The sequence below is a fragment of the Allorhodopirellula solitaria genome, assembly GCF_007859855.1.
GTDB lineage: Bacteria > Planctomycetota > Planctomycetia > Pirellulales > Pirellulaceae > Rhodopirellula > Rhodopirellula solitaria.
On record NZ_SJPK01000013.1, the window covers coordinates 63,018 to 86,362 of the forward strand.

Annotated in this window: 23 protein-coding genes and 1 pseudogene; 20 read left to right on the forward strand and 4 right to left on the reverse strand. The window is 55.5% G+C overall.

What is annotated here, in order from left to right; translation table 11 throughout:
- Positions 1–26: 26 nt before the first annotated feature.
- Positions 27–1,853, reverse strand: coding sequence for a DUF1549 domain-containing protein (locus tag CA85_RS19785; protein ID WP_146393086.1), 1,827 nt, complete (start codon positions 1,851–1,853; stop codon positions 27–29).
- 319 nt (positions 1,854–2,172) lie between these two features.
- Between CA85_RS19785 and CA85_RS19790 the strand changes: the two genes are divergently transcribed.
- Entirely contained in the window at positions 2,173–2,907 is a 735-nt protein-coding gene (locus CA85_RS19790) for a class I SAM-dependent methyltransferase (RefSeq protein ID WP_146393087.1), read from the forward strand.
- 134 nt (positions 2,908–3,041) lie between these two features.
- Here the strand turns inward: CA85_RS19790 and CA85_RS19795 are convergent, their stop codons facing one another.
- The gene (locus CA85_RS19795) at positions 3,042–3,380 is read right to left on the reverse strand and encodes a DUF4235 domain-containing protein (protein WP_146393088.1); all 339 of its coding nucleotides are present in this window, start codon (positions 3,378–3,380) and stop codon (positions 3,042–3,044) included.
- A gap of 235 nt (positions 3,381–3,615) precedes the next feature.
- Here CA85_RS19795 and CA85_RS19800 point away from each other — a divergent pair, with 235 nt between their 5' ends.
- Positions 3,616–4,464, forward strand: a complete 849-nt coding sequence (locus CA85_RS19800) for a cysteine peptidase family C39 domain-containing protein (protein ID WP_146393089.1) — start codon at positions 3,616–3,618, stop codon at positions 4,462–4,464.
- A gap of 109 nt (positions 4,465–4,573) precedes the next feature.
- Here CA85_RS19800 and CA85_RS19805 read toward each other — a convergent pair whose 3' ends face one another.
- The gene (locus tag CA85_RS19805) at positions 4,574–6,184 is read right to left on the reverse strand and encodes a sulfatase family protein (protein ID WP_146393090.1); all 1,611 of its coding nucleotides are present in this window, start codon (positions 6,182–6,184) and stop codon (positions 4,574–4,576) included.
- 247 nt (positions 6,185–6,431) lie between these two features.
- Here CA85_RS19805 and CA85_RS19810 point away from each other — a divergent pair, with 247 nt between their 5' ends.
- The 18 genes and pseudogenes from CA85_RS19810 (at position 6,432) to CA85_RS25825 (ending at position 21,230) form a co-directional block, all read left to right on the forward strand.
- Positions 6,432–7,580 carry a tyrosine-type recombinase/integrase gene (locus tag CA85_RS19810; RefSeq protein ID WP_146393091.1) on the forward strand — a complete coding sequence of 383 codons (1,149 nt, stop codon included), beginning with the start codon at positions 6,432–6,434 and terminating at the stop codon, positions 7,578–7,580.
- 414 nt (positions 7,581–7,994) lie between these two features.
- Entirely contained in the window at positions 7,995–8,141 is a 147-nt protein-coding gene (locus CA85_RS25105) for a hypothetical protein (protein ID WP_186775072.1), read from the forward strand.
- 239 nt (positions 8,142–8,380) lie between these two features.
- Positions 8,381–9,064, forward strand: a complete 684-nt coding sequence (locus tag CA85_RS19820; RefSeq protein ID WP_146393092.1) for a hypothetical protein — start codon at positions 8,381–8,383, stop codon at positions 9,062–9,064.
- Positions 9,065–9,337: 273 nt separating this feature from the next.
- Positions 9,338–11,389, forward strand: a complete 2,052-nt coding sequence (locus CA85_RS19825) for a recombinase family protein (protein ID WP_146393093.1) — start codon at positions 9,338–9,340, stop codon at positions 11,387–11,389.
- Between the two features lie 480 nt (positions 11,390–11,869).
- Positions 11,870–12,379 carry a hypothetical protein gene (locus CA85_RS19830; RefSeq protein WP_146393094.1) on the forward strand — a complete coding sequence of 170 codons (510 nt, stop codon included), beginning with the start codon at positions 11,870–11,872 and terminating at the stop codon, positions 12,377–12,379.
- Between the two features lie 30 nt (positions 12,380–12,409).
- Positions 12,410–12,778 (forward strand): DUF1257 domain-containing protein, encoded by a 369-nt coding sequence (locus CA85_RS19835; RefSeq protein ID WP_146393095.1) that lies wholly within the window; start codon positions 12,410–12,412, stop codon positions 12,776–12,778.
- Complete coding sequence (locus CA85_RS19840; protein WP_146393096.1) at positions 12,775–12,969, forward strand: DUF2997 domain-containing protein; 195 nt, start codon at positions 12,775–12,777, stop codon at positions 12,967–12,969. Before CA85_RS19835 ends, CA85_RS19840 begins: the two co-directional genes overlap by 4 nt.
- A gap of 20 nt (positions 12,970–12,989) precedes the next feature.
- On the forward strand, positions 12,990–13,628 hold the full coding sequence (locus CA85_RS19845; RefSeq protein WP_246112996.1) for an ATP-dependent endonuclease: 639 nt from the start codon (positions 12,990–12,992) through the stop codon (positions 13,626–13,628).
- A 26-nt stretch (positions 13,629–13,654) separates the two neighbouring features.
- Positions 13,655–15,145 carry an AAA family ATPase gene (locus CA85_RS19850; protein WP_146393097.1) on the forward strand — a complete coding sequence of 497 codons (1,491 nt, stop codon included), beginning with the start codon at positions 13,655–13,657 and terminating at the stop codon, positions 15,143–15,145.
- A 49-nt stretch (positions 15,146–15,194) separates the two neighbouring features.
- Positions 15,195–16,139 carry a hypothetical protein gene (locus CA85_RS19855; RefSeq protein WP_146393098.1) on the forward strand — a complete coding sequence of 315 codons (945 nt, stop codon included), beginning with the start codon at positions 15,195–15,197 and terminating at the stop codon, positions 16,137–16,139.
- Positions 16,136–16,393 (forward strand): hypothetical protein, encoded by a 258-nt coding sequence (locus CA85_RS19860; protein ID WP_391564910.1) that lies wholly within the window; start codon positions 16,136–16,138, stop codon positions 16,391–16,393. The genes CA85_RS19855 and CA85_RS19860 overlap by 4 nt, the downstream gene beginning before the upstream one ends.
- Before the next feature lie 100 nt (positions 16,394–16,493).
- Complete coding sequence (locus CA85_RS19865) at positions 16,494–16,712, forward strand: hypothetical protein (RefSeq protein ID WP_146393099.1); 219 nt, start codon at positions 16,494–16,496, stop codon at positions 16,710–16,712.
- 137 nt (positions 16,713–16,849) lie between these two features.
- Complete coding sequence (locus CA85_RS19870; protein WP_146393100.1) at positions 16,850–17,071, forward strand: MoaD/ThiS family protein; 222 nt, start codon at positions 16,850–16,852, stop codon at positions 17,069–17,071.
- A gap of 47 nt (positions 17,072–17,118) precedes the next feature.
- Positions 17,119–18,138: a hypothetical protein gene (locus CA85_RS19875; RefSeq protein ID WP_146393101.1), complete on the forward strand. Its 1,020-nt coding sequence runs from the start codon at positions 17,119–17,121 to the stop codon at positions 18,136–18,138.
- A complete protein-coding gene (locus tag CA85_RS19880; RefSeq protein WP_246112997.1) occupies positions 18,062–18,700 on the forward strand; it encodes a Mov34/MPN/PAD-1 family protein in 639 nt (212 codons plus the stop codon). Before CA85_RS19875 ends, CA85_RS19880 begins: the two co-directional genes overlap by 77 nt.
- The gene (locus CA85_RS19885) at positions 18,697–19,371 is read left to right on the forward strand and encodes a ThiF family adenylyltransferase (RefSeq protein ID WP_146393103.1); all 675 of its coding nucleotides are present in this window, start codon (positions 18,697–18,699) and stop codon (positions 19,369–19,371) included. The genes CA85_RS19880 and CA85_RS19885 overlap by 4 nt, the downstream gene beginning before the upstream one ends.
- 479 nt (positions 19,372–19,850) lie before the next feature.
- A pseudogene (gene tnpC, locus CA85_RS19890) lies at positions 19,851–20,936 on the forward strand (IS66 family transposase); the annotation flags it as partial.
- Positions 20,937–20,969: 33 nt separating this feature from the next.
- Entirely contained in the window at positions 20,970–21,230 is a 261-nt protein-coding gene (locus tag CA85_RS25825) for a transposase domain-containing protein (protein ID WP_246113004.1), read from the forward strand.
- Between the two features lie 120 nt (positions 21,231–21,350).
- Here CA85_RS25825 and CA85_RS19900 read toward each other — a convergent pair whose 3' ends face one another.
- Complete coding sequence (locus tag CA85_RS19900; RefSeq protein WP_146393106.1) at positions 21,351–23,306, reverse strand: AAA family ATPase; 1,956 nt, start codon at positions 23,304–23,306, stop codon at positions 21,351–21,353.
- Positions 23,307–23,345: the final 39 nt, after the last annotated feature.

The following is a 23,345-nucleotide window of genomic DNA, read 5'->3' on the forward strand; positions in this document are numbered from 1 at the left end:
TCCTATTGAGTAACCTCTTCAATCAATCAGTGATTCCAAGCCATCTCACTGCTATTGAGCAGTACCCAGACCAAATCCACAATCGCTGCTCGACGTATCTCGGCATCGGTAATCCGGGCGGCAAAATGCTCGCTCTCCAATTCCGTCGGATATCGATTCAAATTTGCTAGATACAATGATTCAACGACGGCTGCTTCGTCCGCAGCAAACAATCCCACGTGAGCCGAAGTGTTCAGGACTGGGTTCCAACTCGACGTTTCACTGGTCAGCTTCCCATTGAGTAACACGAGTCGCTGTGGAATGGTAGCGGTTTCTCGCTCAAACTCATCTTCGCCGAGATCCCCGTAGCGAGTGAGAAAGTCGTTGCGGCTTCCAAACTGCTGCAGCTGCAGCAACAACGACGACTCGCGGTCGAGCGTCTTGACTCGTCCAGCTTGAATCACCGCCCCGGCAACTTGCTCGGCGCGGAGACGCGTGATCGGGAACGCTGCCATCGCTTGTTCGTGACGCGCTGTGATCTCGAACGCTCCTTCACCCGATGGCGATTGACTGTCCACTCGAAACGCGGGGCTGTCGGTGATCAATCGGATCAAGTGCCGCATGTCGTAGCCAGAATCGATGAAAGCGTGCGAGAGCGTCAGGATCATCGGGTGAGGGGACTCATCGAGCGGAAGGTCATCGACCGAAGCTGATGGCGGACCGCCAAATAACAATGTCCAAACGCGGACGACGAACGCGCGAGAGAACTGAAGGTTTTCGGGATGCGTGATCCATTGGGCCAGTCGCTTTCGATCGTTCGCCTCACTGTTTGGTAACAGGTCTCGGCGAAAGGGAACCTCCGGTGCTACCTCCTCTTCTTCCGTTTCGTAAAGATATTGGTAGTGGTACTTTGCCTGCGAATTACGGATGCCTTGCAAGCCCTTGGCTTTGGCGGCAGTGAAAAATGCCGCGAGCCCATGGAAATCCTGCTGCGTCCCGCCTCGAAAATCACCTTCGCCCCCCATCCATGTCGGGTCGCCCATCGACACATTGCCGAGAAAGTCATCGTGACACTCAACGCAATCGATTCGCAGGCCAAGAAAAGCGCGGCAGGTGCGTGCCGCCAAACGGATGGGATCGGGTTGTTCGTCGCCACTGTCAAATGTCACGGTATAAAAATTAACTTCCGGCCGATCGGTCCATAAACCTTCGGCGGTGATCAGTTGTCGCACCAGAGCATCGTATGGCCTCTGGCTGGCGATTTGGTCTGATAACCAAGTGCGAAAGCGACGGCGTCGGTAGACGAGAAAGGGCCCCTCATCCGCCCCAACATAAAATCGCGTGAAGCGTTCGGCCCAGTAGTCGTGGAAACGAGGATCTCTCAACAGGGCGTCGCGGTGTCGCTGGATCCGTTCGTCCTCTGGGACGCGTTCGAGTAGTCGGACTTCTTCCAATGACATCCCCGAACCGACCAACGCGAGTGAGAGGCGGCGGCAGACCGTTAACCAATCCGCGGGCGGAGCTGCCTCCAATCCCGCCGCAGCAATCTGATCCTTCCACTGACGGCTCAAGGCAAACTGCACAGTCTCAGAGCCGCTGCCGGCCGCCTCGCGAGGCGAAGCGGTCCCGGACACCTGGCCGGGCAAATCCAGGTCGTCGATCGCGCCGGTGGCAGACGTTCGCTGGACCGCCCCAGGGCGAGAAACCTCTGCGTCCCGCCGAGCGGGCTCAGGACTCATCCCCGTGGTTAGAAATGCGAACGTGCCCAGCATCAAGACGATCAGTATCCCAACCTTCCCAAACGACTGCAGGCGATCCCGCATGGACGCCCGGCCAGTGGCGAGAGGAGTGTCAGTCGTCGGCGGCGTATCCATTGCAAACTCCGTCGGTTCTCGTTGGCTCGAGACAATCGTCCTTCGTGCACTGGTCGCCTCGCCAGCGGACACGTCAATTCTCCGCAGGGCCTGCCTGGCACGATCTCTCCCCAGTATAGGGATTTCGCTAGCCCACATGTCAGATTTTTTTCCCGGTGCTTTCCCGAGACAGTGGCAGCGAGTTTGCGATCGGTCGCGCGTTGGGTATCATTCGTGCACCAAAACCCGATCTTGCTAGATCATTCTGGTTTTCCTCTGTTTTTTTGCCTTGCGGGCAATGAGCGAATCCCATCCGAGCTGCCTCCCTGATTGAGTCAACGTGACCTCCACTCCCCCGACCGACTATTTCTTTGATGCCTACAACCGTGATGAGATCGCCTACGGGACCGATCCCTCCGCATGTCTGGCAGCCTATTTGAAACAAACCGCAGGCGGTGGCCCCGCTCGACGTCGTGCGATTGACCTCGGAGCGGGGGCGGGCCGTGATACTCTGGCGCTCGCAGCAGCCGGCTACGAGGTCGAATCCGTCGATCTCAGCGAGCGGGGTTTGGCAAGGATCGAGGAACGGGCGAGCGAGCGCGACCTTGGCGACCGGGTGCGAACTCGCCTAGCCGATGTCCGCCAAGTCGACTTTCCCGCTGGTCATTACGATGCCGTGATCGCCACCACCGTGCTCGATCATATCCCTGCCAAAGACGCCGAATTGGTCTGGCAACGGATGTGCGACTCCCTCAACGCTACCGGGATGCTTTACGTCCATGTGCACACGACGGAGGATCCTGGCAGCGACCAGTCCCCCGGCAATGCCAGCCCAGAGCCTGTCAGTGAAACAGCGGGAGCCGTGGTCAACTACTTCCGGCCCAATCAATTGGCCGCATTGGCAGTGCGTGAATCGTCAAAGTTGAGAATTTTGCGGTACGAGGAACGATTGGAGTGGGATTACACCCATGGCCCGGAGCATCAACATGGTAAAGCCATCCTGCTGGCCGTGCGCAGCGGATTCCACCCGCCCTGGTTCGGACAACCCGCTGCGTTCCCCAGACACGAATCGTAGCGATCTGCCGGGGCTCGAGTGCCCACGACCAGCCACCACCTCAGCGGCGCCCCACACCAGTAGCGTCGCCTTGCAGCGAGATTTTCACTCGGCCTGCACTGCGATTGTTTCGATGAGCACGTTGGACGTCGAGCCTACGAACGCAGCCGCCGCACGGCACCGGTGCTCAACCGACGCGACGCGATGCGGGCGATGCCGACGAGTGCACCGGAAGCGGCGCCCCAAAGCATTGCTTCCTTCCAGGCGACTTCCCGAGAGGCCGGGTTTTTTGGTGGATCGCGGTCAAGTGTCGTCCGCCAAGTGGTCTCCAGCAGTTCGCGGGCAACGAAGGTGGCGCCGACGGCGGCCGCTAATGCGATTACCGATTCCGTCGTGCTGATTCCTGCATTCCGCTCGTCGGGCTGCCCTACTCCCGAACGTTCGCTCACGTCATCGCGGATTCGTTCGTACCTATCTTGGATCGTATCAAGCATCTTTTCGTCTCTCCCGTTCGGTGTCGGTGAAGTCAACGTCAGTGAAACATCCTGCAATCTTCATGCCACGCCGGCTGACGATGGGGCAGTTGGTTTCCATTTGAGGTACATTCTCACGCGTCCGAGAGGGCTGGCATCCCGTTTGCCCGCAATGTCGACGCTGCAGCCCACCCCGCGACACCTCCGATCGAGTACCACCCGTAATATCCATCCGGAATCGCAAGAGAGTGAAATCATGACGGACATTTACATTGCGATCGCTGTGATGTCGCTCGTGTGTTGTCTCGCGGCCACGTTCACCTCCCGCTATGCGTACACCTCCAAGGGCCAACTCGTGATGCTGTGCATGGCGTGTAGTGTCCTTGCGGCGGTGTACTTTCAGTTCTACGGATCGGGCCAGTTGATGTGGGCGAGGTTGGTACCGCTGTCCGCAGCAATCATTTACACAAACTTGGCTGCCGTCTTCGCGGCGCTTGCAGCCGGTTGGGCGTGGAGGTTACCGAAAATCCCAGCGTGGCGACGAGCCATCATGGTGGCGCTGCTGGGAGCGATGTCGCTCGCCGCAATCATTTGGCCGCTACTCTCGATCGCGCTCCGGCCGCCACCTCAAGGCGGCGAGGAATGGGAAGACGGTGTGGCCATGCAGACATCGTGGGCGACGTGCAGCCCAGCGGCTGCCGCCACACTGCTCAGTGCGGAGGGCATCGAGGTGGATGAGAGTGACCTGGTGCCACTCTGCCTGACCGACTCCAGCGGAACGCCGACGCTCGGCCTCTACCGAGGCATTAAACTCATGGCTCAGCGCAATAACCGCCGCGTGGAAGTTCTCGACGAGAGTCTGGAACAGCTGATCGCCAAAGACGATTGGCCCGTATTACTCGCTGTCGAACTGCCCTACGGAGTCGATGACCGTCGATACGCCGATCAATGGGGCTGGATCCCAGGAATGGGACATTCGGTCGTCGCGGTAGGCACAACCGCAGACGGAGGCGTCCTGATCGCCGACCCCTCGGTGGGACTCGAACGCTGGACCGCCGACGACCTGCAAATCCTCTGGCACGGCAAAGGCATGCGACTGCATTGAGCAATCGCCAACGCATATTCTAATTTCAAAACGTTGCTTCCCCTGTGGCAAGCAAACGGAGGAGCAGTGTCCCACGAAGCGATGTCATCCAGCTTCGCCGGAACGTCTGCTAGCGTGCTTCCTTATTGAGCGGCTCGTCGACCACAAGGGCGGCGGGGAAGTCGGCGGCGTGGTCGCCATCTTTTTCTTCCCAGCGTTTGTTCTGCGAACCGCCGGCAGGCCGGTTCATGGGAATGTCCATCCCGCCGGCTTCGCCGAGCATTTCATAGAGCCGACGCTCCATCTTCTTGGCAACGGGCCGGAAACGAGGATCGGCAATCAGATTGTGATGCTCACCCGGGTCGGCCTGCAGGTCATAGAGTTCATCGACGTCCCATAACCCGTAGTAGCTGATGTATTTGTACTGGTCGCCGCGAAGTGCGAACTGCGTCGGTGTTTGGGGGAAGTTCTTTTCCCAGTAGTAAACGTAGAGAAAGGAATCTCGCCATTTGGCAGCGGGGTGATTGGGCAGATCGAGAAAGCTCTTTCCGTCCATGTAATCTGGCGTTTGCAAGCCCGCGGCGTGCATGATCGTGGGACCGATGTCGATATTGCCGATCATCGACTCGACCACCGTGCCACCTTCGTAGAGGTCGGGGCACTGCATCGTCATCGGGACTCGCATGGAGGCGTCGTAGGACACTCGCTTGTCGATCAAGCCATGTTCGCCCCACATGAAGCCATTGTCGCCCATGTAGATCACGAGAGTGGAGTCGTAGAGGCCCATCTCTTTGAGTTGGTCCAATACCCGGCCGACACTGTCATCGACACCCAACAGCGTTTCACAATAGCGCCGATAGAGGTAGTCGATCCCTTTGTCGCTGTGGTAGGGGAAATCGATTCCGTGCCAGCTATTGCGTTGATCGCGGACCCAGCGTGGAGCGTTGTTCTCAGCCGTCACGCCTTCACCACGCGAGAGGAAGCTAAGATCCTTGTCGGCGTACTTACCTTTGTCTCGATCCGCGGGAGTGAAATCGGAATGGACCGCTTTGTGGGACAGGTACAGGAAGAACGGTTTCTCTGAGTTCTGTTGCTCCTTCATCCAGTCGACTGCATAATCCGTCAGCTCGTCGGTGATGTATCCCTTCTGCTTAACACGTTCGCCGTCAACATTGAGCGTGTAGTCGGGGTTGGGCGGCCAGTAATGTCCTTGACCGCGAAAGCTGACCCAGTGATCAAAACCCGGCCGCGGGTTGTCATGGCTGCCGCCCATATGCCACTTCCCGACAAAGGCTGTGGCATAGCCGGATTGCTGTAGGTACTCAGGAAAGAACTTGGTGCCTTCAGGAACCAGCCGATTGTTATCAATGACCCGGTGCTTGTGCGTATAGAGGCCCGTCAGAATCGACGCGCGACTCGGCGAGCACAAAGACGTTGTCACAAACGCGTTTTTTAAGTGCACTCCGTTGGACGCCAAAGAATCCAAATGCGGCGTCTCGAGGAACGGATGGTCCATGAACTCCATCGTGTTGTAACTATGGTCGTCGGCCAGGATGAAGACGATGTTTGGGCGATCGCTTGACTCTGCTTTAAGTGACGGTGTATAAAGGGTTTGTGCGAAGAGTGCTGTGCAAGCCGATATGGCGAGTGTAGTTATTCTGTGTAGCAAATGACGTGGGAATTCTCGGCGGCAATCGAGAGTTCCCGATTGATGCGTCGACTTGGCAAGGAACTTGAACATGTTGAATCCCCTTCTTCGGATGGTGGATGCTGCTTGGACGTTGCGTCAGCAGTGTCGCCAACGTAAACGTGGTCCACCGCGGATAACTGCTGCGCATAAAAAAACCAAGGGACCACGGTCGGCAAACCGTATGTCGATCCCTTGGCGGCAAGGAACCGAACTCGGTTCCCAGCCATAGTGTCTTCTCTCTCATTTCATAAGTCAATTCCCGGCGGCAACCGGGACAACCCTAAAAGGTCAGTTTCAGATGGCAAGGAATCGAAAATCACGTCGCCAGCAGCACGGATCTGCGTGGCACTGGAAACAAACGGATTGCTGGTACTTCACGCCGCAAGGAACGAAGAAGAGGGAAGCCCTCTTCGACGAGAACGGGGAACGGATTCGCGGCAAGGACAGCAAGGAGGCAGCTCAGTTGGCGCTGGCTCGGATCAAGCTGACCGACGAATTGACGCCAACGGTATCATCTTCGTCCAAAGACTGGACCGTCGCTCAAGTCTGCGAAATCTATCTGGCGGATCTGACGAACACGGCGTCACCGGAGTGGGTGACACTGAGCAAGTCTTGGCTGAACGAGTTTTGTGGTTACTGTGGTGCGCTGACAGTGCCGGAACTGAAGAAAAAGCATCTTCGGACTTGGCTTCAGAAGCATAAGACTTGGAACAACAACACTCAGCGGAACGTGATCGCCTGTATCAAGGCGGCTTTCAACTTTTGCTGCAAGTTTGACGATCTCGATGTCAACCCAATCGCAAGCTATCAGAAGCCTGCGGCTACGGCTCGGGTGACATCGTTCAGTCCCGAGGAGGAAGAACGGATCTATGCGGCGACCAATGAAGCGCACGCTCTGTTTTTGAAGTGTTGCATCCTCACCGGGGCTCGTCCGTACGCCGAAATGGCGGTTGTAACCGCCGACCATGTCGTTGAAACGCCTCATGGCATGTTCTATTTGTTGAAAGCACGCACGGACGACGGTAGGCACGGGCACAAGGCGGCGAAGAAGACGGGGAAGGACCGCCGAATCATGCTTTGTGATGAGATGGAGACGATCACTCGGCAGTTGATGTTGACTGCTCCGAAGGGTTCAGGGATTCCATTGGTCCGCACCAAGCATGGAAGGCAATGGAAACGGTGTAATGGCGTGCAACACTTCTGTGAACTGAAGAAGAAGCTGAAGTTGCCAGTGGATCGCGTCACTTACACGTGTCGGCACACGTTTGCGAAGCGAACTTTGTCGGGTTATTACACCGGGAACCCGGTTTCGATCGAAGTGCTTGCCGGATTGATGGGCAACACGCCGAAGGTTTGTTGGGATCACTACGCTCAATGGGCCGACGACTACAACGATCCGCTTTGGGCGGCCCTGGGCAAGACAAAGAAGAAGCGTAAAGCGAGCTAAGGTGAAGGCGTTTTTGTGACATATTGCGTGATGGTTTCCGGCTAGCTTTCGGGTTCGCGAGCCATGTCGTGAATTGTGCAAATGCCGATTGAGATACGGCATAGGTAGTGACGACGAGATGGCAAACGAGCCTGAATTTAGGAGTCGTCGAAGGCTTTACCTGCCAAGAAGAAGCCCGGTTCAGTTTGACTGAACCGGGCTTTCTACGGTCGCTGGATTGCCGTCCATGGACCATGCCGCCAAGGATTGGTTGGTCGCTCCGGGCCGTCAGATGTCAGGACGACCAAGCGATGCTGTGATATGTTTCAGCGTTCTTTTCGGTTTCGGGGGTTGGCGATTTCGTTTCGGGCTTGGATACACACGCATCAGATCGAGTAAGCGATCAACCTCCCGCTCGGATATTTTGATCCTGCCTTGGCCCCGCCTTCCGCCCTGGAAGTACTCAATCGTCACTGGTTCTCCGCGAATTTGAAATTCTCCCGTGTCGGATTGGCCAAGCCAGTCGTACAACGTCAACACAGCGATCCCGAGACGCTCGGCGGCGGCGGCGGAGCACAATAGTGTCGACCTAGTTGGCACTGGATTTCGCTGAACGGACGTGATGCGGGAGATAACGTGTCCGACAGTATCCACACAGTCATTCCGCTATCGTTCCGCTAACCAGAATTGCAAAAAACACCGAAAATGCACTGAAAAACGTCATAACTGGAAGCGGGATCTCTTTTCGATTGGCTAAGATACGTACTCAGTTGGCACTCGCGTTGAGGCCCCACTGCACGTAGACACATGGAGGTAGTGTGATGAGTGATCCGATGAACCAGCCAAAGGCACCCTCTGACGCCGCGATCACGAAGTTCCAAGAGGCTGAGTTGCGGATTCGCAACCCGACGATAGCGATTAAACTTTGGGGTGAGTTTTTTTCCGAGGAGGAGCAGAAGCGCCTCGGCGGCAATCTCGAAACCGCCTATGCCAATGGTGTGGTCGCGATGTGGACGCAGTTGCATGGTGGCACTTATGTCCGTGCTGTGATTGAAATTGCGTTTCGATTCAATTTTCTAACACCGCAGTCTCGTGAATGGTTGTTGCTGGAGACCGGCGAGTTGCTAAATGCCGATGCCGCGTACGACGATGCCATCTTGAAAAACAAGCTGGTGCTTAATTCCTTGACACGCGAGGTTCATTGGAAAAGAAAGCTGATCGACGGTCCCTGGTCTCATGAAGCGAAGTGGTCGTTCGTCTGGGAACTGGCAAAACACGCGAAAGTGGGGCTTCCAGTCGATAGCACGACGTTCGGAGAGCGAAAAAGCGCCGACTATGTTTCGAAAGTTAAATCGGAACTCACCAATTTAGTCGGATTCCCCATCGACCTTGCCGACGCCATCCGAGTCATAGCAAAGGGAACTCAGAAATTGATGATCGATCCGTCACAGATTCGCTTGTTTGAGCATCATGTTGGCGGCGAGATTCGCGAATGGACGCCATGACCTGAATTAAAGGCGATTTGGTGTCACTATCATATGAGGAAGCACGGTTAGCTATCGGCTAGTCCTCAGTCGATCTATTCGGGTTCGTTTGCGCTCCGTTATTGACGGAGCTTTTTTCATGCGCAAGCCGGAGAGATTGGATCCATCCCGAATTCTGGTCAGCCGAACGATGTCGGAATGCTCGTTCTTAGTTTGGGCTTTTCAATTATCTGCCGAGATTCGGGCACAACGTTCGACTGGCTTAGGTGGATCCTACTCGTGGGAGGTTCAATCATGAACTCTAACATTCCTAGCATCGGTGCTGCTAATGACAAACTCACCCGCAACGCTAACATGTGGTGGTCAAAAATGGCCGCCATCCATAACCTTGACTTAATGGATTTCGATCCTGAGGCGACACTTGAAACGCGAATTGCATGGGCGATCGCCAAAGGGTATGAGATCGGCACGATTTATTCCCGGTTCAGTACGAAACTGCAGCACTCGACGGACGATCAAGTTCGTGAGAACATTCAGTGGGCCGCCAAGAATCGCATCTACGTCCCACCGGAACTGATCTCGGTCGATGAAGGCGTCAAAGGAAAGCGAACACAGCGTGCTGGGCTCGACCGAACGAAGGCGATACTTCGCGAGCGACTGGCAAGAGTGCTTCTGGTTTACAAGGCAAGTCGCCTGTTTCGGCAAGCGGGGAAAGGATACCAGTTCATCAACGAGGAAGTCGTCGAAGAAGGCCTGCGAGCGGTCAGTGTCTCGCAGGGTATCGACACGCATGATCGGAAGACGTGGAAGTTGCAATTGCAAATCCACGGGATCATGGACGACATGTTGCTGGATGCCATCGCGGACCACGTCCGCGCCGGATTGACCGGTTTGTTTTTGAACAATTGGACTACGGGAGCCATCGGAATTGGGTATCGCCGCAAGGAAATTCCTGGTGCACCGTTGACCAACCGTGAAAGGCCGCGAACGATGCCAGAGGTCGATCTGGAAGCTGCGGAGCTCATCCGTGAACATGCGCAGCTCTTACTTAACGGGATGTCGATTCGTGAGGGCGTTCGTCGCTGGAACGCCGCTGGCGGACCGATTGATCCGCGAGCGACGAGTGGAAAGCTCAACTACGCTTGTTATCGACGTCTCTTCACGAACGTACGATTGATCGGTAAATGGGAATTCGGTCGTCGGAGAAATCAGTTTTCCACGAAGCTTGACAACGTCAAGCAGGTCGAGCAGCCCGATGATGAGGTCACAACCCGCCAGTGCGAAGAACTTCGTATCTTGGACGACGAGACCTTTGAGAAGCTTCGTGTCATGTTCGACAGCAAGAAGACCGGTCCGCGCGGCCCACACAAACCAAGAAAGCTGAAACTGTGGGATCTGACGACAGAGCTCTTCTACTGCGAGAGTTGCAGTACACCAGACTCGCTCGTACGGTTTTACCAAACCGGCGCACAGGGAGCAGGGATGCAATGCAAGAACGGCGACCAGTGTAAGTGCAAGTCATCCATTCGGCGACAGGAAGCAGTCGAGGCCGTGTGCCATGTACTGACCAAATCGATTTCGCGAGATGCGGAATTGATTGAATCGGTGGTTTTGAAAAGTCAAGATCTCGATTCGCAAGCGGATCACGGTCTCGATGATGAACTTGCTCGCGCTCGCCGGCAATTGGCAGTTCTTGGAAATCGCGTCACCGATCTCTTCGAGATGTCCGGCGAGGGTACCGAGGCCGACCGCAAAGAAACGAAGACGCGGCTTCGCGCGGCGAAGTCCGAACGCTATGCGAGGCAAAGTGACGTTAGACGTCTGCAGGCCCGAATCGACGGCGAGACGAATACCCTGACAGTTGACGAAATTCGAGCACGGCTTTCGGAGATCTCAACCCTACTTTCGGATGCGGCCGCTGGCGATCTTGGAGAGGATGCTGTTTACCAAGCACTTGGCGTTTTCCGGTCTCTTACCGGTGGACAGATCATGGTGAGTGTCGAACGGCGAGCGAATCGGAAGCGAACCAATGTTCGCGGCACCTTTCAACTTCGATTGCTCGACAGTTTCGATCACTCGTTGAGTGAAGTTGAAAGTCAATCGTCAGCTTCCATCACGCTCTGGCTACGGAAACCGCCACGTTTGGACGCTATCGCCGAGCGGGTTCATGAACTCATTGATATCGAGAGCATGAGCCATCGCGAAACGGCGAAACAGCTTCGGCAAGAGGGCCACAACGTCAACTCTGGCAACGTTTGGTACAGCTACCGGCGTTGGTATGAGATGAACGAGCTTGAGCCGCCAGCCGTTCCGTACAACAACGGCAAGAAGCGACGGTCTGCTTAACGTTCTGTCGCCTCCGAATCAAAACCACCAACGCTTCGCCTTCGGACGAGGCGTTTTTCTTGCGCTAACACGCAAGCCCACATTCTTACTAAGGAACGTGATGCCCAGTCCTATCCAAACCAAGGAGAAACCAAAACTTGATGATCCCGAACGTGAGCAAATTGTTACCAATCTCGCTCAGCTAATCGTGCAGGCGCACCGTCTCGATCAATCGACTTGCGAGTCTACCGAACAACCATCAGATAAAGCGTCAAGCTGAAGTTCATATCTAAAAGGGGCCTACAACACGATGGTTGTCATGGCTCTCCAGGCCCACTCAATCCACCCACTCAACTCAAAGGAGGTGCCCGCTGGCACACATCATTCTCACTCTCATGTCTGTTGTCCTACTACTGCTCGCCGTCGCGTTCGCCAAAGAGCGTCGACTGCGAATGGCACTGCAGCAAATCCTTAAAAGTCTCGTTCAACGATGGAGGTCGGATGAACCTGAATCAGATTTTGCTCCCATTCACGATGATGATCGTGACGCTTTCGATAGCCGGGTGCCAAGAAAGTAGTGACACTCGTCTCGTTGAAATGTCGGAGCGACACGAGCTCCGGCAAGCCGAGCAAACCCAACAGGCCAACCAGCTTCACCGAGAGGTCACTGCCATGCAGCGTGAGGTACAAGCTGAACGCACCAATATCGGACAGCAACGAGATCTACTCGAAGCGGATCGCCGCTCAATCGCATCCGAGCGCCGCTACGATTCGCTGACCGCGGCAGCCGTCATCAATATTGGACTTTGGCTCGCCTGCCTGTTGCCTCTCGTGATTGCGTGGCTCGTGCTTCGCCAACCGCAATCTTCCGCCGACGACCAGGCGATCATCGATGTGATGTTGGAAGATTTGGTCGCGGATACGCCACGATTGCTTTCCCAAAGGCCGAAAGCATCATCAAACTCGCCACGCATCCGCGTTGCATCGTCACCCGGTGACGAACCTACCTGATCCATTTAGCACCAACAAAAGGAGACTACATTGTCACACATCGTCACGATCACGACCGAGATTCGTGATCCAAACGCACTGCGAACTTCGTGTCGCAAGCTTGGTCTTGATGATCCCATTCATCAGACCATCAAACTATTTTCCGCGGAAGCAACGGGACACTGCGTCCAGCTCCCACGCTGGCGATACCCCGTCGTCTGCGATACCGACAGCGGCACTGTTCACTACGACAACTACGGAGGTCATTGGGGTGAACAGGCTCAACTGGACAAGCTGATCCAGCGGTATGCGGTTGAAAAATCGGTTTTGGAAGCTCGCAAGCAGGGGCACTTCGTGACTGAACAATCACTGGCTGACGGATCGATCAAGCTCACCGTCCAAGTTGGAGGTGCCAGTTGAAAACGTTCAACATTGTCATCTCTCCGACCGGTGCGACCAAGATCGAAACGTTTGGCTTTACTGGCGGTGAATGCCGCGAAGCCACTCAATTCCTCGAAACCGCGCTGGGCAAACGACAGTCCGAAAGACTCACAACCGAATTCTATTCGGCTCAGTCCAGCGCCAACACGGAAACACAAACGGAGAGATAATCGACAGATCTATCGAAAACTTGAATGATGCGAAAACCGAAACAGCAGATCGCGTTGGTCTGCTGTTGGTCGTCGAGGGCATGAATGACATCGAGTTTTTGCGTCGCATCAGCTTGATGCTTCATGCCACCGACTGTCAGCTGCCAAATTTGGCGGAGATGGAGCAGCGGGGTGAACTCATTTTCGTTCCATTCGGGGGCGGTCACGTTCGAGCGTGGATTAATCGTTTTGCCCCGCTCGGTCGTCCCGAATTCCATCTTTACGATCACGAGCTGCCTCCCGAGACCGGTCTCCGCAGGCAAGCTGCAGAGTCGGTCAATGATCGTGAAGGATGCAAGGCGGTCATCACCCGGAAACGGTGTCTTGAAAACTACCTGCATCCAAGCGCGATTTTTGCGGCGGGACAGATCATCGTGCAATTTGACGACTTCGATTGTGTCGCGGAACTAACCGCCCGCGAACTCTATCGCCAGCATCCTGGCGAGACCGCATGGCTACTGCAGGCCAAACGTTCGCAAAGCCGAATGGCGAATCGAGCGAAACGTTGGCTCAACACAGTTGCCGTTGAACACATGACGCCCAGCTTGCTGGCCGAGCGTGACCCAGACGGAGAAATCACGTCTTGGATGTTGGCGATCAATGACCTGCTGGCATCCTGAATTTCACTCTAAAACAAGGAGAATCTATGAAACTATCCGATCGATTGGAGGAATTGGTGAAAGCCTGTTTCACCGGCATCTGGATCGAAAGTCACGAGCATGACGACGCGTTACTCGAAATCAGCCAGCTTTGTCGTGAGCACGAGTGGCGGCTCGTGAACTGGGATATCGATCAGGGTTTGCGAGTGAGCGGAAGTCCGCTCGGTGATGATGGGTCAAATGATCCTTTGTCCGCAATTCGCTCGATGCGTTCATTCGCTGGCGATGACACGCCGTCGATCGTCGTATTGACGAATTTCCATCGCTTCCTCAGTTCCGCCGAAATCATGCAGGCGTTGGCGCGTCAGATCGTTGACGGCAAGTCAACTCGTACGATCTTCGTCATCCTATCGCCGGTGGTCCAGATCCCAACGGAACTCGAAAAACTATTCATAGTCATCGACCATCCGTTGCCCACGCGTGAACAACTCAAAGAGATCGCCGAGGGCATCGCGACTGAAGAAGGTGAACTCCCCGGCGCCGAACGACTCGAAACCGTGCTCGATGCGGCGATGGGGCTGACTCGATTGGAAGCCGAGAATGCCTTCGGATTGAGTCTGGTTCGTGATTCGGCGATCCTGCCGGAATCGGTCTGGGAACTGAAGGCAAGCATGCTCAAAAAGTCTGGCCTGCTGCAACTCTACAAGAGCAGCGACGACTTCACATCGCTGGGTGGGCTGGACAGTTTGAAGGCATTCTGCAAACGGTCGTTGCTTCAGCATGGGCGTGATAACCCATTGAAGCGCCCTCGCGGCGTGCTGCTGTTGGGTGTTCCCGGCACAGGCAAGTCAGCATTCGCCAAAGCACTTGGCAAAGAGACTGGACGTCCCACTCTGATCCTGGACGTCGGGGCATTGATGGGCAGTCTTGTGGGGCAGACAGAGCAAAACGTTCGGCGTGCACTGCAAATCGCGGACGCCATGGCTCCCTGCATTCTGTTCATCGACGAGATCGAAAAGGCTCTGAGCGGGGCGGCGGGTTCGGGGCAAAATGATTCGGGCGTGTCGTCTCGCATGCTGGGCACGTTGCTCAGCTGGATGAACGATCACACCTCGAACGTCTACCTGATTGCGACCTGCAACGATATCACGCGGATGCCTCCCGAACTCTCGCGTGCTGAGCGGTTCGACGGGATCGTGTTCCTCGATCTGCCGCAGCGTGACCAGAAAGACCGCATCTGGAACCAATATACCGCCATGTTTGGACTTGAACCTGAGCAAAAGCGTCCGGCGGATGAAAAATGGACCGGGGCGGAAATTCGTGCTTGTTGCCGGTTATCAGCGTTGCTTGATATTCCGCTCTCGCAAGCAGGGCTGAATGTAGTTCCCGTAGCCGTCACGGCAACCGAATCGGTGGACCGTTTGCGCCAATGGGCGAGCGGTCGTTGCCTGGATGCGGAGAAGTCTGGGATTTACCAGCACGATGCCAAGCCTCAATCGCGGCGCCGGGTGTCGCGTGCCAATCCGTCTCAGAACTGAGGCGATGGGACGCGCTCACTGAAAAACCTACTCTAACCAAGGAGAATCCATGAGCACCATGCTCGAAGATCCTGTGACCCAGAATCATTCATCACACGGAACTCGGCTGCAAGCCGAAACGACCGCCGTGCGATTGCACATCCGCTGGCCTGGTACTCGCAAGAGTCTCAGTCGCGACCAGAAACAACAAGCTGCTGGCGCATTCGACGCCGATAGCCGCACACTCTCAGCAGCGAAACGCCTGTTCGATACTTCGCATCCGTCATTCCGCGCCGTCTCGGCGATCAAAACGAAGGCGGGTGCGTTGTGGAAAGGCATGACGCTGCCGTACATCGAGCCGGGAGTCCGGCTGTTGCGCCGGGGTGACGTTTCAGAGTTCGATGATCGCATGATCATCATCCAAGCGGATCTGAGCGAAGCCGTTGACGAACTCGACCGCTGTTTCGCGGAACTCGTCGATCAAGCCCGCACGCAACTCGGGAACTTGTTCGATTCGGCTGACTACCCCGTCTCCGTTTCGGATCTGTTCGCGATTACTTGGGATTTCCCCTCCGTCACACCGCCGGCGTATCTGCGAACGGTGAATCCTGAGCTGTACGAGCAGGAATGCCAACGCGTGCAGGCGAAGTTCGCTGAAGCGGTTGAACTGGCTGAGCAAACCTTTGCCGAGGAACTGTCGCAGTTGGTCGGACATTTGGCCGAGCGATTGTCGGGTTCGGTGGACGGCAAACCGAAAGTCTTTCGCGATTCCGCGATTTCCAATTTGAACGAGTTTTTCGAGCGTTTCCAGCATCTCAGCATTGGCAGTAACGACGACCTCGATCAACTGGTTGAAAATGCACGACAAGTCGTCAGCGGTGTCGACCCACGAGACTTGCGTGATCGCGCGTCGTTGCGTGATCGAATGGCACGATCACTGACGGATGTCGAAACGAGTCTCGATGAACTCATGACGGATCGCCCACGCCGAAACATCATTCGGGGCCCGCGGTGAGTGCCATCGAACTGGTCGTGACCGCCAACGGTGAGACTCGAATGGTCTTCGACGACCGCGTTGATCTTCGCTCGATGGGGTGCATCTCCATCCGGCGCGGCTCGCATGTTGAGCCAACATCCGGCGGTCAATGGACCTCCGATCTCTCTCCCGTCGCTGGTCCAACTCTCGGACCGTTTGACAAACGCAGCGAAGCCCTGGCGGCAGAAGTCACTTGGCTTCATCGGAACTGGTTAGTCCGCTCGCCGGAATAACCGTTCTTTCACATCTCCCTTTACCAAAGCCCCGTTCGTCTGACGCAAGTCAGGTGTGCGGGGCTTTTTTCGTTTCCCCCCTCCTTAAGGAAATATTCCGATGAACCAGAACGACCTTAATCGTGCCGTGGCTCGTGCCACTGGCGAAACCATCTCCGCAGTCAAACGACTCGGCTTCATGATCGCTAACCCCAGCGACCTGATTGACGACCCGACCGATCCCGTGCACGGCGGTCGAGTTATCGACTGGGACGACTTCGAGTTCCTTCAAGATGAGCCCGATGAAAATAGCTTCGTTTTGGAAGCCGCAATCGGCTGATGCGATGAAGCCTCATCGCTATCAGCCCCCACTCTTCGTAGCGAAACGCCGCCGCTGTCCCGTTCGTGGACAGCGGCGGCTTCGCTTTCCCAAACGTAAAACGTTTACCCGACACCCACAACTAAAGAGCACCAAGCATGAAAGTTCTTCTCATTTCCAATGACGCCGGTGGATACGCCCATCACGTCGAAGCTCCCGACAACACGACGGTTCAGCAAATGTTCGAGCGGCATGTCGGCGCGTTTCACGCTGAAAGCTATCTCATCCGTGTCAATCGCCAACCCGCGGCGGCCGATCAACTGCTGCGAGACGGCGACCGGGTCTCGTTCACACCACAGAAAATCGAAGGCGCTGCCTGACTTCTGCTTTCATTCGCCCCAACTGAGTGTTTCCACCGAGGAATGCAATGAAAAACGAAATCAAACAAGACTATCGAGCTGCCGTTGAAATGATGCAGTCCCTGCAGCACATGAGTGACGCAACGTCGATGTCGCATTTCGATGACTCGATCGAGCAATGCAAACGTTGGCAGCGACGACTCGAAATGGCGACCCAGCGTAACTGGCCCACCGCCGCAAGAGACGCTAGTGATCGACTTCATGGCGCGCTCGACATCCTTCGAATGCGGGCGACTCACTCCATCGACAACCTAAAACGGCAATCTCGATCTCACATCGAACCCACCGCAACGTTGATCTTCCAAGAGATCCAAGCGTTGCGTGGCGAATTCGACGCGGTGACGATTGAGCGATCAATTCAGCGACTGACGGTGACGACGTCGAGCATTGTCCTCGACGGAGTCCTGCTGGGAAGCTTCGAAATTCGCTTGAATTGGAAGTATATCAAAGAATCGTCTCCGTTCGATGTGATCGCGCTCGAGCCTAACGAGCCGGCCAGCGGCGAGGGTGTGACGCATCCCCACGTCCAAAGCGATTCGCTGTGCGAGGGTGAGGGATCTGACGCGATTCGTCGCGCCCTGGATGAAGGTCGTTTGTATGACTTCTTCTGCATCGTCGATCAGATTCTGCGGACTTACAACTCGGGTTCTGCCTACGTTCAACTGGATGATTGGAATGGAGTCAACTGCCGATCCTGCGGCGACACCGTCGATTCCGACCAAGCACTCGCTTGTTCCAACTGCGAAACCGAACTGTGCATGGAATGCAGCACGTGCTGCGATTCATGCTGCGAACGGTACTGCGAAGAATGCGCCTCGTCCTGCGAAAGCTGCGGCGACGATGCGTGCAAAATGTGCCTGAAGTCGTGCGACGACTGCGGCGAAAGTTTCTGTCCCTCCTGCCTCTATGAAGGAACCTGTGATGATTGCCTCAACAACGAAAATGCAGAAAATGCAAAAGACGAACCGGAGCAACCGTGTCCTGCGGTTCAGCCCGTTTGCGTTGGCAAAGCTAGTGTACCTGCGTGACATCGGGCCCACCGAAATCGGCGGTTTTGGAATTTCCAATGCCGATGACCTGTTGCTGATCGAAGACATTCAGTTGGTCCGACAAACCTGCTCGGTCACCTCCGTCGAGTTCGACGACGCCAGCGTTGCCGACTTCTTTGACAGCCAAGTCGATGCCGGGCGCCAACCAGAGCAATTCGCGCGAGTCTGGGTCCACACGCACCCCGGCGCCTCACCCTCACCGAGTCAAACCGATGAGGAAACGTTCAGTCGCTGTTTCGGCGGCGTGGATTGGTGCGTCATGCACATTCTGGCGGAGGAGGGCAACACCTATACCCGCGCCCGCTTCAACGTAGGCCCTGGAACGGATCGTCGACTGCGCTGCCGGACGGTACTGGATTGTGAGTTCCCAGCCACAGATCACGAAAAATGGTTCGAGGAGTACTGTGAAAATGTCACGGTCTTTGACCCATTCGCATCGCGACGCTCCGCCATCGATCTGTATGACGATGCCGACTGGTGGCAGCAGCCTCCCACGGCCGCCGATTTGTGGAGCGACCGGTTGTTCGAGGTTGGCCGATGACCACCGAAACATCCAACCGGTTCGCCCGTCAGAGCGACTTGGTCCCAACGGACCGCCTCACCCAAGTCACCGCAACGGTGATCGGCGTGGGCGCGATCGGTCGCCAAGTCGCGCTGCAACTAGCAGCCATCGGCGCGCCCCGCATCCAGTTGATCGACTTCGATCATGTCGACTTGTCGAACACAACGACGCAGGGCTATCGAAAGCACGAAATCGGCTGGAGTAAACCGTTTGCATGCGGTGAAGCGATCAGTGAACTCGATCCAGCCATCGAGGTCACTCGCATCGAAGACCGCTTCCGACCACGGCAATCCATTGGCAACGCAGTTTTCTGCTGTGTCGATTCGATCACGGCCCGCTCAGCGATTTGGAAATCAGTCCAAGGTCGAGCAGCCTTCTGGGCCGACGGCAGAATGCTGGGCGAGGTGATTCGCATACTGGCTGCCGATGACCCACCGTCATCACAGCACTACGCAACCACCTTGTTCGCCGCCTCGGAAGCTCAGCAAGGAACCTGCACTTCACGCAGCACGATCTACGCCGCCAGCATCGCTGCGGGAATAATGGTTCACCAGTTCACACGCTGGCTCCGCAACATCCCGCTCGATTCGGACACGACGGTCAACCTTTTAGCCGGCGAGTGGAATCTCGCTAAAATAGCCCCGAATTGACGCCGAACTCGATAGAATATCGCTGGGCCGCCCGCCAAGGCGGCCCAGCTTGATTCTTTTTTTTAGCTATTAGTCATCCCCAATCCAACCAATCGCTTTGGCCAGAACGTTTCCCAGTCGTGTCTTCAAAGTCTTGCGGTGTCGGCCACTGGCACACCATCAATCAACGCCGAGCGGCTTCTTCGTCGCTCCACGCCGCAACTACATTGGGACGCGACCGCAGAATCAAGTGGAATCGATTGGCCAAAATCGTGAACGTTAGCAGACCGATGCCGAAGCTCACCACAAGTTACGGCAAATACTCCTCAAATTAGACCCTACGGTGATCGGAGTTCTTTCCAGAAACCTCGCCATCTCCCATCAATGAGCCGCGTCTGCAATTGCGATTATTCAGGTGACCGACCGCCACCTCACTCGGATCAGCGACTTCGCTACGTGCCAACGGAGCCATCTCGCACCTCCGCAAACAACCAAGCATTTTGCTCACTCACTTCGATCAGAACCACTCTGCAGGTGATGCAGCCACACCCCCCCGGCAGCAAGCTCGGTCCCCTCGCTTCTCCCTTGCAAAACGTTGTCCGAAGCAGATCGAGATCATTCCGGCGAGCGTCGAAGTGATTCAGCACGACCGCGTGAAGTACGCCTGCCGTGCTTGCGGGGAGAACGTTGTCGTTGCGTTCAAGCCGCCGCAGCCGATCGAGAAAGGCTTACCCGGTCCAGGACTCTGTGCGCACGTAACCCTCTCGAAGTTCGGTGACCACACGCCACTTTATCGCCTCGAAGATATCTTCCTGCGAACCGGGCTTGAGATTCGTCGCAGCACGCTGTGTGGTTGGCTTATCAAGTTGGCTGAGTTGTCGCGTCCGTTGGTGATACGAATGAAATACTTGGTGCTTCAGTCGCGAGTCATCCACACCGACGACACTTCGATCAAGATGCTCGAGCCAGGGGCGGGTATCGCTCGCGAAGCAAAGTTCTGGCCTTACCTTGGCGACTGGTTGCATCCTTATGCGGTTTACGATTTTACCATCGATCGAAAGCGTGATGGGCCGTTGAATTTTCTCGAGGGTTTCCAAGGATACCTTCAAGCCGATTTGTATTTAGGATACGACTGCATCTACGCGGGTGGACGCGTGCGCGAAGTGGCGTGTTGGATACATGCGCGGCGTTACTGGCACCAAGCGATTGATAATGATGAGGTGCTTGCGAACACGGCGTTATCGTTCATCGCTCGATTGTCACAGATCGAAGGGCAACTGCGTGAAACTTATCCGCGAACCAGCTTGCAAGGTCAGCGCGACTTCGAGGCGGTGGCAGCGGCTCGTCAGTAGCATTCGCTTCCGATTCTGAACCAGTTCAAATCGTGGATGGATCGCGAATTGGAAACTGGCCGCGTGCTTCCCAAGAGTGTGATCCGACAAGCGTCTACGTACACGCTCAACCAATGGTCAGCGTTATGTCGTTACACCGAGGAAGGCTATCTAACGTTTGAGAACAACGCTGCCGAAAGGCTTGTTAAGAACCCGGCCATTGGTCGGAAGAATTATCTATTTGTCGGCGGGAAGCGTGGTGGGCAAGATGCGGCGGTATTCTACTCGTTGGTCAGCAGTGCGAAGGCCAACGGCGTCGAACCGTTCGCCTGGCTTCGCGACGTGTTCGATAAGTTACCCTACCACCGCAGCGGCCAGGCATTCGCGCAGGCATCTGCCGGCCATCGGGTCACCAGCGAGGAACTGGACGAGTTGCTACCGGACCGATGGCTGCAGTCGCATCCCGATCACGCATGGACGATGGACAATATCCGCCGCAAAGAACGGCACGCGAAAGAAAAGAACCGCCGCCGAAAACGCCGCCGTTAGAAGCACGCCAACCACCGCCGTTCACCGAACGCTCACCGCTAGGCGACACAAAGCGATTGATGCCGGCGGCGATGAAGAGCAGCGAGAGCGATGCGACACCAAGTCTCTCCAACCAGAGGTTCATACTTCTGTGTTCAACGCGAGGGCTGTCGCGATCGCATCATGTAGCGACCGAATCTGAGGAATTGCTTCTTGATCCAACACTGGACGTTCGTATTGGCTTTCAACGATGTGATACGCGACAGCTCGTTTGCTGGGGATACCTAAATCATGTGCTTTGCACCATTGCTCGAGATTGCGCGGACGATTGGGACGTGCAACGTCCTTCTCCGTGATTGTTTTGGTGCATCCTGATCGCGTTAGTTCCTCGTTGATCGCCGCCACATACGATGTCGCTGGAACATAGTCCTCGATGACTGTCTCTTCGCCCTCGATAACGGGAAGCGAAAGCATCATCGAAGGAGAAACGCCAGCGTCAGCAATCTTCCCTCTCATTTTACGCCCCGCTTTATCGCCATCCGTCAGGTAGGCGGTTCGAGATGATTCCTTGTCAAGAATCGCAATCTCGGCACCGGTTGCGCTGGATAGACCGGGAACGACCTGGAAGCCAAGATGTTCAACATTCAGACCGGCCTTCAGCAGTTCTGGAACCAGAATTAGATCTGCCGCACCTTCTGCGATGACGGCGTATCGCATCGGCAGGAAAGCAAGCGTTTGGGCACCCATCGAAAATAGCAACGGTGAAAAACCTGGCCTCGATGAGTCCCAGAAATGATTTTCGACCTTGCTGTACGGATCCTCGGCAGCGATCATCCGAATTCCCGACCCCAAGTTCTCTGGCAGACATCCAATCGAGTGAGTCGTGTAAATGACTTTGGATGCCAAGTCCTGTCTCGCAAGCACTTGCACAAGATCGGCTTGGGCATCGTAGTGAAGACGACTTTCCGCTTCGTCGATTAGCAAAATTGGTTTGCAAACCGACGTTGGCTGTCGAGCCAAGAAGAGTAGCAATGCGACGAACTGCCGAAGCCCGTCGCTTCGCTCGACAACCTTCACATACTCACCTTCCTCCGAACGAAGCAGAATCTGAAAACGGTAACCATCCAGTTCTAGACTGATCGACAACTTGGACTGGGTCCACGATTGATGAAGACTATCCGTGATGCGGCCCTGGGCGCGCTCGAGAAGAGTTCGCACTTTCCCTCGATCATCGTTTTTCTGAGCGTCGTAAAGAGATTTCAGGTCGAGTTCAGTCGCGTGCGCAAGGTTCTTCAGTGCCACGGGAATCTTCTCACGAAGTATATTCTTCTTCCGATCCTCTTCGCGAAAGTAGCCGTCCAAATCGTATTCCGACTTTAGGTTTCGATCTTCCGCCGAGAAGAACAGGAACTTTGGCTGGCGTTTAGAAAGCAAAGCTCCGACTTGGTCGGTTGGTGAATCCCCCGATTCATAAGCATGCAAGTCTTCAAGCAGAACACGCAGCGAATCGGCCTCGTCTTCAATCAAGTCAATTGTCTCGCGAATCGCTTCGACTGTAGCCTTAGGCAAGTCGCTTTCATCGTTTTCCAGCGCCGAAGATAATTTACGAAAACAACATATAAGTTCTGATTGATCGGCCGGTTCGTCATCAACTAGATCGACATCGTCAGTCTGTTCGGTTTGTTTCAAACGTTCTACGATTTCACGCACTGATTTGTCACGTAACTCTCGCGAACGCTTAGGCCACGGAGCGAGTGAGAAATACGTTTTTCCGCTCTTTCGTTTGGCAATTCCATACCAGCGGACAGACTTCGCTTCCGGGACGTGGGCTATGGCGGCACGGTCTCCATCATCCAACGCGAATGTCCATTCTGCGACGGTATCGCTATCGGCAATTTCAACGCCACGACTGATCTCCTGTGACCCGCCCTTAGCAACGAACGGGTCACGATGATTGAAATGCAACAGACACTTCAGAAGCGATGTCTTCCCGGCTTCATTTGGGCCGACGATCGCGACCAACTTCTCGTTGACGTTGATCTTGGCAAGTTCAGCGAATCGTTTGTAGCCAGTCATCTCGAACCAAACTAATCTCATGATGTCCTCAACAAAATTTCAAATGACAGGCTGTTCATG